Raw genomic sequence first — 17,131 nt, 5'->3', positions numbered from 1 at the left:
GTTTATTACCTGACAATTGCAAATTTTCCGATTTTCTTTCCAATTCCCGGTGCATCTATGTGATAGAGATAAACACCACTTTCAACAAACTGCCCATAATCTGTTACTTGATTCCAGCCAACAATTGCACCTGTGCCTTCTTTGACTTCAATTGTTTTTACAAGATCACCGCGAAGTGTATAAATTCTAATCGTGCAAGGGTTAGGAATATTGACAAATTGAATTTCATCTCCAGCACCAGGCTGAGAAAATCCTGCACCAATAATAAATGGATTTGGTACAACTAAAACTTCGTCAAGTCGATTAAATGCCGGTATTGTTGATTTAAATGGATAAATAGTTCGATTTGCAAAAATCGAAGATTCGAGTGGTGGAACTCTATTTGAATTTGTTTCTGGAAATCTGGCTGAGGGATTGATATTCCAGAATGCTCTTCCTGTATCAAATGAAGTAATTGAGTAATAGTAATTCGTTCCAATTTGTACAGTTGAATCAATAAAAGTGTATTTTCTTTTTACAGGGTCATAATTTTTTGGATCGCCTTTATAAACAACACCAACTGAATCCCACGGACCAATTGGTAAATACCAGCTTCGGTAAATTTTATAACCAGCTAAATCGAATAATCCATCATCTGGATCTGGAATTTGTTCAGCTTCATCTCCCCATTCAAGAACGTTAGCGACGAATTTTTCACGTTCTCTATAGTAATCAACAGTAAATTTTGGTGCTGCCGGCGGATCTGGATGATTTAATCCATTACCTGTTAATTGACCTGTTGTTGGGTTCCTGTATTGATCGTAAGTGAATTTTGCTTTATCAGCGGTTGATTGGAAAATTCTTGAACCTTGAGTTCCAATGTAAGATGCTTTGTAAGTTGTATCAATTGCAATTTTGTAATCCACTCCATCAACAATTTCTGCAATTGCAATTACAATTGAGTCACCTGGAGGAATTGTCCATGGACCTAAAGACATTAACGACCACATTCTATTTCGGCGCATAAAAACTGTATCAGCAGGATTTTGAAGGAAACTTGCTGCATTTGCTGGGTCTTGCAAAACTTTATATCTGGCTTCGAGTGTACCAATATTTGTAAAAGGACCAGAAAGATCGATCGAATTACTCGCTGCTGACCAGCCGTATTTTGCAACTCGTGTTGCTTGTTTGAATGTATCAGGTGAAGAATAAAGCAAACGCAATCCAACAAATCCGGGCGCAAGATATTCACCTGTAGGTTTACCATTTACAATTGGACCTTGCGTATATGAAAGACCAAATTCTTCGTTAGCTGGAGTTTCGAGATAATCACCTGCTCGCCCCCAGATCATTTTTCTTGCAGGGTCATAAAAGAACCAGCTGTTTCTTGCACCAGCTGTTAAAGTTGGGAATAAAACATTCCAGGATCTTGAATTGATATGCAGAGCATAACAAAGGAGAATGTGGACACCATAAAGAGTATCGTAACTAATTCTGGTTGGATCTTTTGCTTTGATCTCGTCTGTGATATTTTTAATTATGTATTCATAGATGATATAATTTTCATCTCGTTTTGAACCTGACCATTGGTGAGCTTTTCGGCTAACACGAACGGGAAGTTGTCGTTCAATATCATCTGTTTTAGTGTAATTGATATTATATTCCCAAATTGTCTCGATTACCTCTTCACCCTGCGATGGATCTTTTTGAAGCCAGTAATTTTCTCCATTTTTAAAAAGATGCTTATGTTTTGTGACGATATATTTCGCACCTGGTTCATTGGAAACAGTAGATGCATACATTGACCAATCTTCAACTGCGATAATTGAGTCCTTTGATTTTTTCGCACCAATCCAGAAACCACCAGTAACCAGATGTGATGGAGGTCCGCCAATGTTTTCTCTTATCCAGCTTTCATCAAATCCGGGCCAATCGAGTCCAATTCCCCTGCGTCCCCAATTGCTGAAATTAGGCCCGATTTTCCCAAAGAAAACGCTATTCCACAACATTCCACGGTTGAATACCAGCGCAGGAGATTCAATTTCCTGAGCTATTAAAGGAATTTGAGTGAGAAAACATAATATTATTAAAGTCACAATAGTAGTTTTTTTATTGTGTATGAATTGCATATTCATTCCGTATGTAAAAAATTTTTTTAAGAATTTGTTCGATTTTGAATTATTAGTCATATTTTAATTATAGGTCGTCGTTACGCGACTTCATTCTTTTGGCGGCTCTCAATCTTTCTACAAATAGGCCATCGCTATGCGATTTCATTCTTTCGACTGCTCATTAATCTTTCTACAAATAGGTCGTTGTTACGCGACTTCATTCTTTTGACCGCTCATCAATCTTTCTACAAAAGGCCATCGCTATGCGATTTCATTCTTTCGACTGCTCATTAATCTTTCTACAAATAGGTCGTTGTTACGCGACTTCATTCTTTTGACCGCTCATCAATCTTTCTACAAATAGGCCATCGCTATGCGATTTCATTCTTTCGACTGCTCATTATTCTTTCTACAAATAGGTCGTTGTTACGCGACTTCATTCTTTTGACCGCTCATCAATCTTTCTACAAATAGGCCATCGCTATGCGATTTCATTCTTTCGACTGCTCATTAATCTTTCTACAAATAGACCGTCGCTATGCGACTTATCTTTTCAACGGACGACTATTTTTCGCTACAAATAGGTCGGCGCTACGCGACTTAATTCTTTTGGCGACTCACTAATTTTTGTACAAATAGGCCGTCACTATGCGACTTATCTTTTCAACTGACAACCATTTTCGCTACAAATACACCATCACTACGCGACTTAATTCACGGCCCGATAAATGATTTCTATAAAAATAGCTTCGTAGGAGCGACCTATTTGTAGAAACATCCCATCGAACCAAAATATCAAGCTCCGTAGGAGCGACCTATAAAATCAAACATTCAAAGAACGAACTATTATTTTTAATAACTCAATTCACATCAAAATTTAATTTGAACAATTCAACCAAACTAAAATCCAACACCAAGCGTAAAGAAAACCTGTCTTGGAATATTTCTATATGCTCGAAATGGTGCAACAATGTAACTTAATCTATTTGGATCCAATCCTGGATTATCCATCGTAATTCCTTTTTCGACCCAATTACGAATATCATCCTGCGTATCCATTGGCGTTATCCACTTATTATTAAACAAATTCATCACTCTTAATCCAATTAAAAATCTTGTCCCCGAGACAACAAATTGTTTTTGTGCATTTAAATCAAAACTTGATTCAAGCGGATATCGTCTATTATTCACAATATCTTTCAAATCAAAAGTTGTTCGATATGTAAATGGAGTTCCAGATTGTGCAGTGTAAGTCAAACTAATATTAAAATTAGAAAATGGTTTCAAACCAAAAATTGAAATTCCACCACCTTCCTCAACATTGTATTGAATCATTCCACGAAAACTATGAGTTCTATCTGAAGATGATAAAAACTCACCTGTGAAATTTCTTGTCTCATAACTTCGTGCATTATTCGGATAGATTATTTCTGGTCCATAATTACCTTCCGTAGTTTGAGATAATGTATAGCTTAATCTGTAATTCCATCTATCACGAATTGCATTCTCAAAAATTACTTCCAATCCAATCGAAGAACCGAATGAATTATTTTCAAAAGTCGTATAAGAATAGAGCGGAATATTATCATCAGTAAATCCGGCAGGTCGATCACGACTTCCTGTAAATGAAGCGACTCTCAAAAGTCCGATTTGTCTAACTCGATCATTATAAAACAGTGCAACATCAAGACGATGTTTTTCTTCAATAACCTGTTGTAAACCAAATTCATAAGAAATCGTTTTCTTCGGCTCCAGATTTGGATTTCCTAAACCAATCCAACCTGACTGAGTTCTCTGTGAAAGCGCTTGAGAGAAAATTGGCATCGATGCAAAATGACCGTATTGGATTCGGAATGCTGTGTTTTCACCAATCGGGAAAGAAATTCCAAGTCTTGGCAGAATAATATATCTTGTTTTTGAATCTTCAGTTTGAGGATTTCCTCTTACACCTGGTCCACTCGCGCCTTGATAAAACACATTGAATTTGTCAACCGGAACCCTTGCCTGAAAATTATATGCTTCTGCTCTCACGCCGATATTGGCAATCATTCCTTCGTATTCCATTTTATCTTGAATGTAAAAAGCAAGCCCAATTGGATAAGCTCTGTAATATTCAGCATAACCCGATCTGACGATGTATGTATTTGCCTGAAAACTCGAATTAACACCATTGTTAATCATATCCCAGTAATAAAATCTCAATCCAGCTTTTAACAAGTTTGTTGGTATAATTTGATTAGTATAATCAAAGCTGAAACTCCAGTGATTGGTTCTATTATCCTGATAATAATTTGTAGAAAAATTAAATGGCTGCCGGAAATAATTATTTTCCCACCAGACACCATCTTTCAAAACCACGCCTCTTGGATCATTCAAACTATCAAGTCGATCAGCTTCAACTCCGTAACCTGCAAGATATTCATAGGGAAGAATGTAAGTTTCTTGTTGGTGAGATATAGTTGCTTCTAAAAAAGATTTTGGATTAATGGTATAAACCCAATTTAAACTTTGACTGACAGTCTGTTCTGTTCTAACTGGATCAACTGTAACATAATATTTTGTTGATACACCAGGTGGAGTAAATGCAAGACCCGACCATCTTATATCTTCTGAACCAGACCAGATACCGCCACGATACTTCTGAAATGCACCCATAAATTTAATCTTATGTGATTCATATGGTCTAAAAGTAATATTCAAAATATAATTCTGATAAATCTGATTTCGTTCTGGGGTAGGAAGTCGAGTTGGACTTTTTCTGTATTCACCTGATAAGAAAAATTTTAAGAGATTAGGATCTTTACCAAGAGGACCACCAAATCCAAATAATATTCTTGAATACCAGCGGTTTCGATAATCATAAACACCGAGAGGATTATCTTCACTTGGAGTATGATTCTTAACCCAAACACTATGAGCCCAGGTAATTTCACGAGTGACAATAGAATCCCACATTGCTTGAGCAACAGGATCACCACCTTTTGCCTGATTATAAAGTTCTTTATATCGAGTGTCCAGTTTAAGTTCTGTGATTATTAAATCTTTCCAATTAAACCAATTTTCAAGAGGGCCCCACTTACGCCATTCATAATTGTTCTTATCATAAATGTAAGGTCCCCAGTGATATTGACCAGGTGGACGCATTTCGATTCGTACATCACCACTAAATCTTGGTGATCCTTCTTTCAATACAACTTTAACAACACCAGCTTGAGCATTGCCGTATTCAGCAGAAAATCCACCAGAGATCATTTGAAGTTGCTGAACGCCAAGTGGGTTTACATCATATTTCCAGGAATTATTTGCTTTGTTAGTCGCAAACGCACCCGGTGCCGAAGTTGAGGCATTTATCTGTTCTACACCATTAATTTGGAAATTAATTTCGTAAGCACCAGAACCACGAACCTGATAATCACCCTGTGCATTTTTCATAAAGCTAGAAGTTAGATCAATTAATCCTCTAATACCTTCAATAGCTGCGACTTTAATTTGTTCATCATCAATAGTAGAAGATGTTGAAGTTTGATCCTTGATTATTTTTGGTTTCTCTGCAACTACAACAACATCCTGAATTTGAATGGAAATGTCTTTTAATCTAAAATTGACTTCTGTTGTTCTATCAATGTAAACTTCAACATCTTTCTTTGTAACCTTAGCATATCCAATCATACTTGCGGTTAGGGAATATTTACCAGGCTGGACATTTAAAATCAAATATCTGCCATTAACATCTGTAGTCGCACCAATATAAGCTCCTTCAATAAAAACATTCACACCAACCAATGGCTCGTTTGTACGGTCATCTACTACTCTTCCGGTAATTTTTCCCTTACCACCCTGAGCTGCTAAAAATGATGCAGCTATGAATAAGACAAAGAAGATTTTCTTAATCATTGTTTTTAAAGTGTTTTTATTTTGCTAAAATCATTTTCTTTGAAATAGAACCTTTACTTGTAATTAATGTGTAGTAATAAACTCCGCTTACAAGATTTTGAGCATTAAATACCTTTACATGTTTCCCTGCTTGTAAAAATTCATCAACAAGAGTTGCAACTTTTTGACCGAGTGAGTTTGTAACTATAAGTTTCACATCCATTGCCTGTGGAATTGAAAAAGAAATTAATGTTGAAGGATTGAATGGATTTGGGAAATTCTGTTCAAGTTTGAAATCAACAGGTAAAGATTTATCACTAACAGACGTAAATTCTCCATACTGGAATTTATAGACACATCGATTAGTTAGATCTGTTACATAAGCGGTCAAGCCATCTGGCGTTAAAGCGACATCTGCAGGAGAAATCATCGGTGCACCTTCAGGATCTGGATTGGTTGAACTATTTTGTGAAGGAAGTTCGGCTACATCAATTGCGAAAGTACCAGTTAATTCAAAAGCCTTTACCCAGCGTCGTGTTGAATCTGTTCCTGCAACCCACAATCGATGAAATTTGTCAACGGTAATTCCGTAAGGCACCGAACGATCAAATGAGAGATATGAATAAGGATCAATCACTCTTTGACCTGCATATGTTCCTGGGCTTGATTGGGTTCCTCCGACCCAAACAGCAATTCCACCAGAAATTGGTGGATTAGAATTTCTTGAAGTGTACCAGGGAGTTTCAGTGTTGTTGTAATCACCATCAGGAAGAACGGCAACATCTCTAATTGTGCTTAATCCAGTTCCGTCATGTCCACTTGGTTCCTGTCCATAAGTTGCAGGCGGAACATAAGAGCCTCTTGCAGGTGAAGTGATTGATTTCGTAAAGTTATATAATCTTACTGAAGTCTGATAAGAAATTCCCGTAAATGCAAACGAGTCTTTAGATACTGCTAATCCATTCAGATATGTACCATAACCAGAACCTGTATGATAAAATCCAAATTTTTCAACGAGGTTTGTATCGCCATTTGTATAATAATACTGTGATGCAACAGTATTTGGTTTCGAACGTGTGAAAGGTACACTTCCATTAATAATTACATCTCGCTTCAGAGTTGCAATTCCACGAAGAATATAAAGATTGCCGGTCAAAGTATCTGAATCTCCATTTAAATCATAATCTATCATTTTTTTCATAACAAGATCGGTCGAATCAGCATACCAGATTGCATTGTGTGCATTCACATCAACAATTTTTGAAGATATAACATAAAGTCTGCCGGTTTCATCGACTGAGCAAAGATATGGACGAACGAATGCTGTATCGCTTTCGGGGAATTGAATTTTATACCGATATGTCCATTTAGGTTGAGCTTGAAGAACTACCGATATTACCAGGAAAAATACTAGAGTTATGATTTTTAATTTCATATGTTTCTCCTCTGATTTAATTTGGCTTGTAAGTTTGTAATAAACTTTTTAATGTTATACTAACATAACTTCAATTTTATATAAAATTTAATTCATTAATTAAATATCAAATTTATAGACCAAATTCCCATCAATATAAATTACATATGTTCCTTTTTTAAATTTTCCAGAAATAGGATCTATTTTGAGTTCGTATTCAAAAAAGGAAGAATTTTCATTTATAGTAGGAACAACAAACGAAGCCACTTCAGTATTTGTACTTTCATAAATTATTCTAACTTGACTTTCAACATCTCCCCTTCTAAATCTTAATTTATAATAACCAGTTCCCTCATAAAAAGATTGTTCCATATTTGTTAAGATAAAATCTTTTGGTTGAACACTTTGAACAAGCGGTAATGCATCAGAGATAAATTTATAATGCAAATCATTAACTATTTTATAATCTTCATTTGATATTCTATCAACATAATTTGATTTTACCAGATCAATAAATAAAATTTGTGAACTTTTTACATCAATTAGTCTTATTTCCAATTCTAAAAAACCAACTCTTTGAATAAAATTCCCTTGATTAATTGGTATATTAATAATACCAAATTCTAAGACTCTATAAGCAAAAACTTTTGTTGCAGTTTGTAAAGGATTTTTATTTTCAAAAACGAATTGAGTATCAATAGCCTTGAAACTATAAGCTTTCCAATCACGCCCCAAGTTTTCGTTATTTTCTACCAATGCAGTTATTAATATATTTTCATCCCTTTCTAAAACAGGAATATTTCTGTTCAAAAATTTTGAGATCAACCCACGATTAATAACTAATTGCAAATCATTATCAGAATAATAATTCCTTTCTAGGCTTTGTATTAGAATTCTATCATTCCTGCCAATTAAACTGTACAATTTCTCAGGTAATGTTAAGTTATCTAAAACCTTATCAAGTAATCTAGGATTAGTCTGATTTAAAATAGAAAATATGTCCTTACTGACGATCTTTTCTTCGAGACCTCCTTGCCTTTCAATCGCCATGAATGTTGCTCTTGTACAGCCCATAAATAAAGTAATAGAGATAAATATCATACAAATTAGTATTTTATTTTGCATCATATTTCCTCCTTTTTGATTTCTTTAATTTTAAGTTAAGTTCAACAAATATCATTTTCAATTTTCAAATGGCAAATAAACTTTACAAAATTCCCTCAACCGATATTGTGAATGATCTGATTGGTCCAAGATTTCCTATCATCTCAATGTAATTATAATTTAAAAGGTTATTAACAGTGAAATATATTCTTAAAGGAATTTTGAAATGGAATAAATCAAAAGAAAGATTTAAGTCCGTTAAAAAAACTTTATCCCTCAAATCACCGTCTTTTACAATTCCAAGATTAATTAAATCTTCATCAATAGTTTCAAGCCTGTTCCAATAACGAAAATCAATTCCAAGCTGAACGAAATCATACTTGTAATTTGAAGATACATAAAGCAAATGCCGGGGTCTGTATTTCAAAAAGATATTGTTTTTCAAATCACGCGCCCAAAGGTAAGTGTAACCTAAATTTACTGATAAACTTTTATTAAAGAATTCTGATGCAAAATTAAGTTCATAACCTAGAATTCTTGCTCGAGTTACATTTTTAAATTGAATAAAACTTGTTAATGGATCAATCGATGGTTCAATAAAATTGTAAAGTTCATTATCAAAAAGAGCAAAATCAAACTTGTAAAGATCTTCAATTGTGTAATTCATTCCTGCTTCAAATGACCAACTGGATTCTGACTTTAAGTTTGGATTAGGGACAACTCTAATTCCACTTACATTAGTGGTGCTGAACAATTCAGAAGGTGTGGGCGCACGATAACCTCTACCAGCAGATGCTCTTAAATAAAAATTATCTTGCAATGCATAATTAAATGCAATCTTTGGATTAAAGTTTAATTCGCTCAATGTATTTTCAACATTCTGATAATCAATTCGAAGACCTGTAGTCATTTTCAACTGCTGAATTAATCTGAACTCATCCTGTCCAAATAAAGCTAAACCAAAAGCTGTTGGATTTGAAAATATATTTGAACTTACAACGGAATAACTCCCTTCGACGCCAGCAACAATTTTATGTATATCATTCGGGAAATAATTTACGGATAGCTCACTCCTTATGTATTCACTTTTTGAACTATTGTTTGCTTCTGTATTATCCCACCAATCGTTGTGAAACCAGCTATTACGAAAATTGAAAAGTGTATTGGCTGAGTAAAGATTTTGATAATTCAGATGAACATTGTATCTCAAAGTTTTTACCCATTGACCAATTTGTCCAGCAGGCGGAATTAATGCGTTTCGTGAATCTTGCCAGTAAAGATAACTTCCACTTTTATAAGTTGTACCGTGAAATAAAAATGAAATATTATTGGTTGGATTAATATTAAACTTCGATTTAACAAATAAAGAATATCTCTTTGTGAAAGCATTCATTTTATAAGAATCATCTTCAAACCGGGAAGCTGAAACCGTTAATCCTACATCACCAATTTTTCTCGTATGTGAAAGTGTTAAATTGTTGAAGTATCTCGTTCGTGGTGACCAATTCCATTCTTTATAATAAGGCTTATCATAAAATCCACCTAATGTTTTAAAATAAGTTACAGGAGTACCAGAAAAATCTTTTGAAACAACATTAATCACTCCGCCAATTGCTTGTGAACCATAAAGTGCCGAACCTGCTGATTTTACAACTTCAACTCTTTCAATTTCTTGAATTGGAATCAATTGCCAGATGATATCACCTGTATCACCAGTGTATAGCGGTATTCCATCGAATAAAAGAAGAACTCGACTGCCAGCACCACGAGTATAACCGCTCGAACCTCGAATGCTAATCTGGTCAGATGTCATATTAATTCCTGAGACAAATCTCAAAGCTTCATCAAATCTCTTAATATTTCTTTGAGAAAGTTCTTGCGAACTCAAAGCACTAACACTTATTGGAATTTCGGACAATTTCTGTTCATACTTACTTGCTGTTACAAATATCTCATTTGTTTGAATTGCGACTTGCTGCAATTGAACTTCAACAAAAGTTGTTTGATTAAGTTTAATTTCCACATCAATAATTTTTTGTTCATAACCTACCATTGAGAATCTAACTTTGTGAAAGCCAACGGGCACACGGATTATCCTGAACATTCCTTTGCGATTTGTAGCGGCGCCAATTAGTGTATTCTCAATTCTTATATTTGCACCAATTAATGGCTGACCTGTTTCATCAATTACTTTTCCTTCCAGAATTCCAAATTGTCTTTTTTGCTGCCCCTGTAGATTTATTGCGATTAAAAGAAAAACAAAAAGTAAAAATTTTGATTTCATATAACCTCTCTATTGTGGTGGTTGAACGGGCGGATTATTGAAATCTACGATAATGTTTATATTTCTCTTGAATATTCCTTCTTCAATTTTAACTGAACCATATTTTGTTGAATCATTTGGATCAAAATAAATTCCAGCAACGCGCCAGTCCTCTCTTCTTGGAAGTGGATTTGGAACAATCGACTGAGCAACAACAATATATTTTAGCACTGTGCCAGCTTGTGGTTCGATTAAAGGATTTTTGTCCGATTCATATATAAATTCGCTCACGCCATAAGGAATTGTGTCGCTAATAAAACCGATGTTAAAAATATTGAAATCAGCGACTGTTCTTATAGTTTCGCGAAATGCAACAACCCTTGTTTGATAAATATCTGAGGGCCAACTGTTTTTGAAAATGATCTTGCCAGAAAATCCTGTCCTCGGTGGTTCAACTCTCGGTGCAATTCCGTGATCGCAGCCAATGAATAGAACAATCAAGAAGAAAAATAGGATGAAAAATTTTTTTATCATCTTAAACGCCTGCTTAATTTTTGAAGCTTATCCAAATAAGAGAATTTTTAAAACTTTCTTTTTGATTTTCCGAAATCATTTTCCAGAATATTATCGATGCCTCTTTCAGGTTTTTATTCTCCGCTCTCTCTTTGTAATTATACAAAAAGTTTTCAGATAATTCCTGATCCGTATTTGTAATTGGGAAAATTATCACTGCCGGTTTTAAGAGTGAAAATAAACTTAAAAAATTTAAATAAGATGATTTTGTTTCGACATCAAAATTTTTTAAGAGAATTAAACCTGGGCTTAGTCGGAAAATTTCCTTTAGATATATTCTTTTTGAGCTTTTTGATTTTAAATTTGAACCATTGGCAGTAGACTGAATATAAATCAACTCAGGTGAAGTCTCGTTGATAAAAAGTCTATCGTGAACAAAAACAGCATCAAAGTGTTTATTTAAACCAAAATCTTCATTGTTTATTTTATTAGTTTTTTCATCTTTAAGTCCAACTCGAAGCTTTGATTTATCGGATAAAGATTTTTCTCTGGAGACTAATTGAGTTTTATCGTTGCCTCTTAAATCTTCAAAATCGACAAGTCTACTTTGCCTGAGAATTGCAAAACTTTTAATATCACCAGCACTTGATTTTGAAATTGGGAGATATGAATAAGAGATAAAATACTTACCTCTTAAAAAATCATTTAATCTTTTCGAATAAATCAGATGAGGTACAAAATCAAGTTCCGAACCATTGAGCATAAAAGAAATTTCTTTTACTGATGTAAAATTTTGTTCGATGCTCTTTAATAAATCGTCAATTAACCAGCTCAAGTTATCTCGAGAGAAGTTAACGACTTGGTCGATTGAAAAAGTGTTTATGTTTTTTAATATAATATTAGAATTGAAATTAAGACTTGTTAAATCTGCCTTTAATGTTTTAGCCTGGATCCCTTTTTTCCCAATTACAAAGTAAATAAGATTTTCTCCTGCAGGATAAAACTCCACAAAAATTTTATCATCTGGTTCAATTAAGTCTTTGAAATTTTTCTCTTTTAATGGTTTGAGAAAAATAAATTTTTCAGAAAGTCTTTTAAGATATTCTTCTGCATTTTTAGATTTTTCATCACAAAACTTAGAAGCTTTGTTATATTTTTCTTTAATTCGTTGAGAAGAAGGAAGGCTAAGTTCCTGTCTCAAGATTTGTTGATAACTGTTTAGAGCTAAAATTTCATTTTTGAATTTTTGTAATGTTTCTTTTGTGTTGTCAAGAAAATTAAAATCACGGAAACGCAAAGAATATTCAAGCAAATCCTTGACCTTTTTAAGATAGATTATCCTGTAAGCTTGATCAAATTTTTCTTCTTCGATCAACGCCTGAAGAAATGCAAAATCAAAATCAGGTTTGATTGCAAATGGTCTTAAATGTTCATCGGGTTTTAAACTTATATTTATAGCGAGCTCATAAAGCTTTTCATAATATTTCTTTGCCTTATTCTTTTCACCTATTCGAACATAAAATGAAGCTATTGAAGAAAGGGCTCGGTTTAAATTTTCTTCATCTCGATTTTCTTCAAATCGATTTATAGCAAATTGATAAAAACGCTCTGCATTTTTTTTATCAGCGTCATTATGATTAATGAAATATAATTTCTCATAGCTTATAGCTAACTTGAGCTGCAAAATTGGGGAAAGAAATTTTAGAAAAGATTGTTCGCTCAAAGCAAGAGCTTCTTTATAATTATCAATAGCTCTTGAATAAGAACCTGATTGAAAATCACAATCGCCCAAATTATTTCTGATTGCAATTAAGATTAATTGATTTGCTTCAGAGGCGGAACTTATATTAAGAGCGGCTTCAAAAAACTCCTTTGCTCTGGAAATTTGATTCTGATAAAAATAAATCAAGCCAATATTATTATAAATATCCTGCTTAAGATAATTATTTCCATTTTTATTCTGAATCTCAATAGCCATATCAAAACTTTTTATTGCATTTGAAAAATTCTTAGATGCAATAAAGAGTTCTCCTATTTTATTAAGAGTAAAAATTTTCCCTTTCGAATCACCAAGAATTTCATAAGCATCAAAAGCTTTATTGAAATAATCAAATGCAACATCAAAATCCCACATTTCTTGATATACATCACCAATATTTAAAGATGCAATAACCTCAGATTCTTTGTCAGCAAAAATCAAACTCTTACCAACAACATCTGAATATATATTCAAAGCTTTTTCATACTCACCCAGTAAAGAGTGAATTCCAGCAATATTATTCAGCACAAGCAATTCACTTCGTTTATCTTTTAGCGATTGGAAATCTTGTAACGCTTTCTGGTAGGAATCCATTGACTGATAAAAATCTGAAAGTTGATAATAAATCAAGCCAAGATAAATATAGCTATTTGCTCTCCGCTGAATTCCCCCGAGTTTTGTTTCGATATTTACAACTTCTTTAAAAAGGTCAGCTGATTGATTCAAATATCCTCTCTCATAATAATCAATCGCTTGATTGAAAAGTTTATCACTCTCCAGTTTTAATTCTTCACTTGATTTAGAACATGATAAGAACAAGAGCTGAAGAAAAAGTAGAAGCAAAAGATTTCTTTTCATATAAAAATTAAATCTTAGTGTTGAGGATTTTCATTGCAGTAATGTGGAATTCGAGCATCAAGCTCTGGATCAGTAATTAAAATTTTCTTTGAAAAATTTGAAAGATCAAATTGTACGATTGTTCCCGTTCCATTGTCTCTTATTGAAGTATAGAAAAAATATTTTTCGTCAGGACTAAAAGAAAATTGCGGATAAGCACCTTCAGTAAATCCAGCATCATCGGTAATGATTTGCTTTGAACCATTTCTTGTATCATAAAGAATAATATTAGCTGGAATAAGATCTGAATTCTCAATTTTCTTGTTTGTCAGCAAAGTCATATAAGCAATATATCTTCCAGATGGAGACCATATCGGTACAATTGCATTCTCATAAACTGATGTGATGTAATTGATCGGTAGATTTTCACTCCAATCTGATTGAACTATTCCAATTCTAAAGTTTGAATCAGTCTTGCCAATATTTAATAATAATTTTCCACCATCAGGTGAATAAACTGGATGAATTAAATTGTGTGCAAATAAAGTATTTGTTTGTTTTTCAAGATCAAATCTAAATGTTGCTTCTCTTTTCTTATCGTAATAAAAAATAGATTTTTCGTCATAAGAGAAAATTGGTGTGACTTTGCTCCAGTAATCAACCTCAAGAGTTGATAAAACTTTTCCGGTTGAGTCAGCTACAATAATTCCCTTTTGTGAGTAAGCTGCAACAAATTTGCCCGATCTTGAAACTACAGGCATATATCCTTCAAAAAAATAATCCTGTCTCTCTCTGAATTTATCTACTTTGAAAATCGAATTACCAATATTTAAGACAATTTGATTTCCATTTAAACATCTCGGCAGATATGAATTTGCATAGGAAAGCTCTGTTAGTTGTTCATTTTCAAGATTCAAGTAAAATGCTTTAACGGATTCATTCAGTCTGTCATAACCTGTAAAAACAATTTGTGCAAATAAATTTGAAAAGATGAAAATAGAAAGCAGAAGAAATTTCTTCATCTAATTTCACCAATGATAAAAGTTTGTTCACCTGAATTCTTCAACTCATTTTGAACCTTTTCAACATCCATTTTATTAACAATTAAAACCATACCAATCCCAAGATTAAAAACTTCTCGCATTTCTTCGTCGGAAACATTTCCAGTTTTCTGAATTAATTCAAAAATTGGTGGAACACTCCAGGAATTCCAATCAATCCAAATCGATAAACCTTCCGGAATTATTCTTCTGGTATTCCCAATAATTCCCCCGCCTGTAATGTGTGAAAGTCCTTTGATTTGAAACTTGTCAAGCAATGGATAAACAATCTTGAAATATGATCTATGAATTTTAAGAAGCTCTTCTCCCAGAGTGCAACCCAGTTCATCGACAAAATCATCAATTCTAAATTTTTTCAACAAAACTTTTCGAGCGAGTGAATATCCATTGGTATGTAATCCTGAAGACTTCAATCCGATTAAAACATCACCTGGAGAAATTTTTTTACCATCAATAATTTTATCTCTTTCAACTATTCCCACAATTGTTCCGGAAATATCATAATCGTTTTCCTGGTATAGATCCGGCATTTCTGCAGTCTCACCACCAATTAAAGCACATTCATTCTCACGGCAAGCTTTAGTCAATCCAGACATAATTTGCTCGGCAACCTCAATATTCATTTTCCCAAAAGCCAGATAATCCAGAAAGAATAATGGTTTTGCCCCCGAACAAAGAATATCGTTTACACAATGATTGACTAAATCCTGACCAATTGTATCGTGTTTATTCATCAAAATTGCGACTTTAAGTTTTGTCCCAACCCCATCAACACTCGAAACAAGAACTGGATTCTTTAAATCATTAAAATTTATATCAAAAAAAGCCCCGAAGTGACCAATATCCGAAAGTACTCTATTGGCATTTGGATTATCTTTGGAGAAAGTCGAACGTACTAAAGACTTAATTCGCCTGACAAACTCATCTCCTCTGGAGATGCTTACACCAGCTTTTTCATATTCTTTCATAAGTATTTCAATTTATTAATAAAAGCTTTGTTCACAAAAATATTGAAGAAATTTTTAGCAGAAAAAATTAGAGCCTAAGTGAAATAGAATCAGGAATTTTTAAGCGATTTTCACAAAATGTCCGATTTTTATCTTAAAAATTAAAATTTTATATTGCAAAACCTGAATATGAAAAAATTTAATATAAGAAAGGTATTAGTTCCAACGGACTTTAGTGAGATTTCAGCTCAAGCTTTTCCATATGCTGAGGAAATTGCAAAGCAATTTGGAGCGGAAATCCATCTCGTTCATGTTTTGGAGAAAGATCCTCCAATTCCATTAATTCGAACATTCGATATGACAACTGAATCGGTTATTAAAAAGCTTGAAGACGATACAAGAAATTTATTAAATCAATTCAAGAGCAAATTTTCAAATGATGTTAATGTTAAAGAAGTTTTATTAAAAGGAAACGATTTTGAAGAAATTGTTGATTATTCAAACAAAAACGGAATTGATTTGATTGTGATTGCAACGCATGGAAGAACAGGATTACTTCATACATTGCTCGGAAGTGTAGCTGAAAAAGTTATAAGGTATTCGAAGGTTCCAGTACTTGTGATTACAGCAACAAAGGAAGAAAATTAGGGTTTTAAAATGGCAAGATTAAAACATGTAGATGCATTTTGCAGTTATTGTAACAAAATGACAAAAATGGAAATCGTTGGTGAAATAGCTATTGCTGGCGACAGAAGAAAATGGACACGATGCAAAACCTGTAAGCACACAATGGCGCTTGATGTAGATTCAAACATCAAATCATCTCAAAATCTTGATCTCTCTGCAATTAAAATTGAAGATTGCAAGATTTACGATCCAACTGCTTCTTATGAAATTGGTGATTCTATTTATCACAAAGATTGGGATGATGTAGGTAAAGTCACTGGTAAAGAAACCACTTCGTCAGGAATAAAAGCAATAGTTGTAGAGTTTGAAAAAAACGGAACAAAAAAATTATTAGAACAATTTCAAGTACAACCAAATTAACGGAGGTAATTTTTGGTCGGCATTATTATTGGTGAAAACGAAAGCTTAGATAAGGCATTAAAAAGATTTAAGAAGAAATACGAAAGAGCGGGTATTCTTAAAGAATACAAAAAACGAACTTTTTATTTGAAGCCTTCTGTTAGAAGAAAAATGAAAACAGCAAAGGCAATTCGAAGGCTTCAAAAGCTTATGAAAGAAGAAATGGAAAAATAGTTTTTCCATT

Annotated in this window: 12 protein-coding genes; 3 read left to right on the top strand and 9 right to left on the bottom strand. The window is 33.4% G+C overall.

All coding sequences use genetic code 11. The features are described from left to right. Positions 1-5: 5 nt before the first annotated feature. From HPY57_08305 to HPY57_08265, 9 genes are all read right to left on the bottom strand, one after another. Positions 6-2,108, bottom strand: a complete 2,103-nt coding sequence (locus HPY57_08305; GenBank protein ID NPV11775.1) for a hypothetical protein — start codon at positions 2,106-2,108, stop codon at positions 6-8. Positions 2,109-2,990: 882 nt separating this feature from the next. Next, the gene (locus tag HPY57_08300) at positions 2,991-5,984 is read right to left on the bottom strand and encodes a TonB-dependent receptor (GenBank protein NPV11774.1); all 2,994 of its coding nucleotides are present in this window, start codon (positions 5,982-5,984) and stop codon (positions 2,991-2,993) included. A gap of 16 nt (positions 5,985-6,000) precedes the next feature. Beyond that, complete coding sequence (locus tag HPY57_08295) at positions 6,001-7,398, bottom strand: T9SS type A sorting domain-containing protein (protein ID NPV11773.1); 1,398 nt, start codon at positions 7,396-7,398, stop codon at positions 6,001-6,003. Positions 7,399-7,497: 99 nt separating this feature from the next. Beyond that, positions 7,498-8,505, bottom strand: coding sequence for a hypothetical protein (locus HPY57_08290; GenBank protein ID NPV11772.1), 1,008 nt, complete (start codon positions 8,503-8,505; stop codon positions 7,498-7,500). 79 nt (positions 8,506-8,584) lie between these two features. Continuing rightward, the gene (locus HPY57_08285) at positions 8,585-10,765 is read right to left on the bottom strand and encodes a TonB-dependent receptor (protein ID NPV11771.1); all 2,181 of its coding nucleotides are present in this window, start codon (positions 10,763-10,765) and stop codon (positions 8,585-8,587) included. A gap of 9 nt (positions 10,766-10,774) precedes the next feature. Further along, positions 10,775-11,278: a hypothetical protein gene (locus tag HPY57_08280; GenBank protein ID NPV11770.1), complete on the bottom strand. Its 504-nt coding sequence runs from the start codon at positions 11,276-11,278 to the stop codon at positions 10,775-10,777. A 13-nt stretch (positions 11,279-11,291) separates the two neighbouring features. Beyond that, a complete protein-coding gene (locus HPY57_08275) occupies positions 11,292-13,874 on the bottom strand; it encodes a tetratricopeptide repeat protein (GenBank protein NPV11769.1) in 2,583 nt (860 codons plus the stop codon). A 14-nt stretch (positions 13,875-13,888) separates the two neighbouring features. After that, positions 13,889-14,875 carry a hypothetical protein gene (locus HPY57_08270; protein ID NPV11768.1) on the bottom strand — a complete coding sequence of 329 codons (987 nt, stop codon included), beginning with the start codon at positions 14,873-14,875 and terminating at the stop codon, positions 13,889-13,891. Continuing rightward, on the bottom strand, positions 14,872-15,882 hold the full coding sequence (locus HPY57_08265; protein NPV11767.1) for a phosphoribosylformylglycinamidine cyclo-ligase: 1,011 nt from the start codon (positions 15,880-15,882) through the stop codon (positions 14,872-14,874). The genes HPY57_08270 and HPY57_08265 overlap by 4 nt, the downstream gene beginning before the upstream one ends. A 168-nt stretch (positions 15,883-16,050) precedes the next feature. Between HPY57_08265 and HPY57_08260 the strand changes: the two genes are divergently transcribed. Genes HPY57_08260 through rpsU form a run of 3 tightly spaced genes read left to right on the top strand, consistent with a single transcriptional unit; the run spans position 16,051 to position 17,121 of the window. Further along, entirely contained in the window at positions 16,051-16,509 is a 459-nt protein-coding gene (locus HPY57_08260; protein ID NPV11766.1) for a universal stress protein, read from the top strand. A 9-nt stretch (positions 16,510-16,518) separates the two neighbouring features. Beyond that, on the top strand, positions 16,519-16,908 hold the full coding sequence (locus HPY57_08255) for a hypothetical protein (GenBank protein NPV11765.1): 390 nt from the start codon (positions 16,519-16,521) through the stop codon (positions 16,906-16,908). A gap of 12 nt (positions 16,909-16,920) precedes the next feature. Then, positions 16,921-17,121 carry a 30S ribosomal protein S21 gene (gene rpsU / locus HPY57_08250; protein NPV11764.1) on the top strand — a complete coding sequence of 67 codons (201 nt, stop codon included), beginning with the start codon at positions 16,921-16,923 and terminating at the stop codon, positions 17,119-17,121. The last annotated feature ends 10 nt before the right edge of the window (positions 17,122-17,131 follow it).

The organism is Ignavibacteria bacterium (assembly GCA_013177855.1).
Taxonomy (GTDB): Bacteria; Bacteroidota; Ignavibacteria; order Ch128b; family Ch128b; genus Ch128b.
The sequence above is the reverse complement of the archived record's forward strand: the minus strand, read 5'-3'. Positions and strand labels throughout refer to the sequence as shown.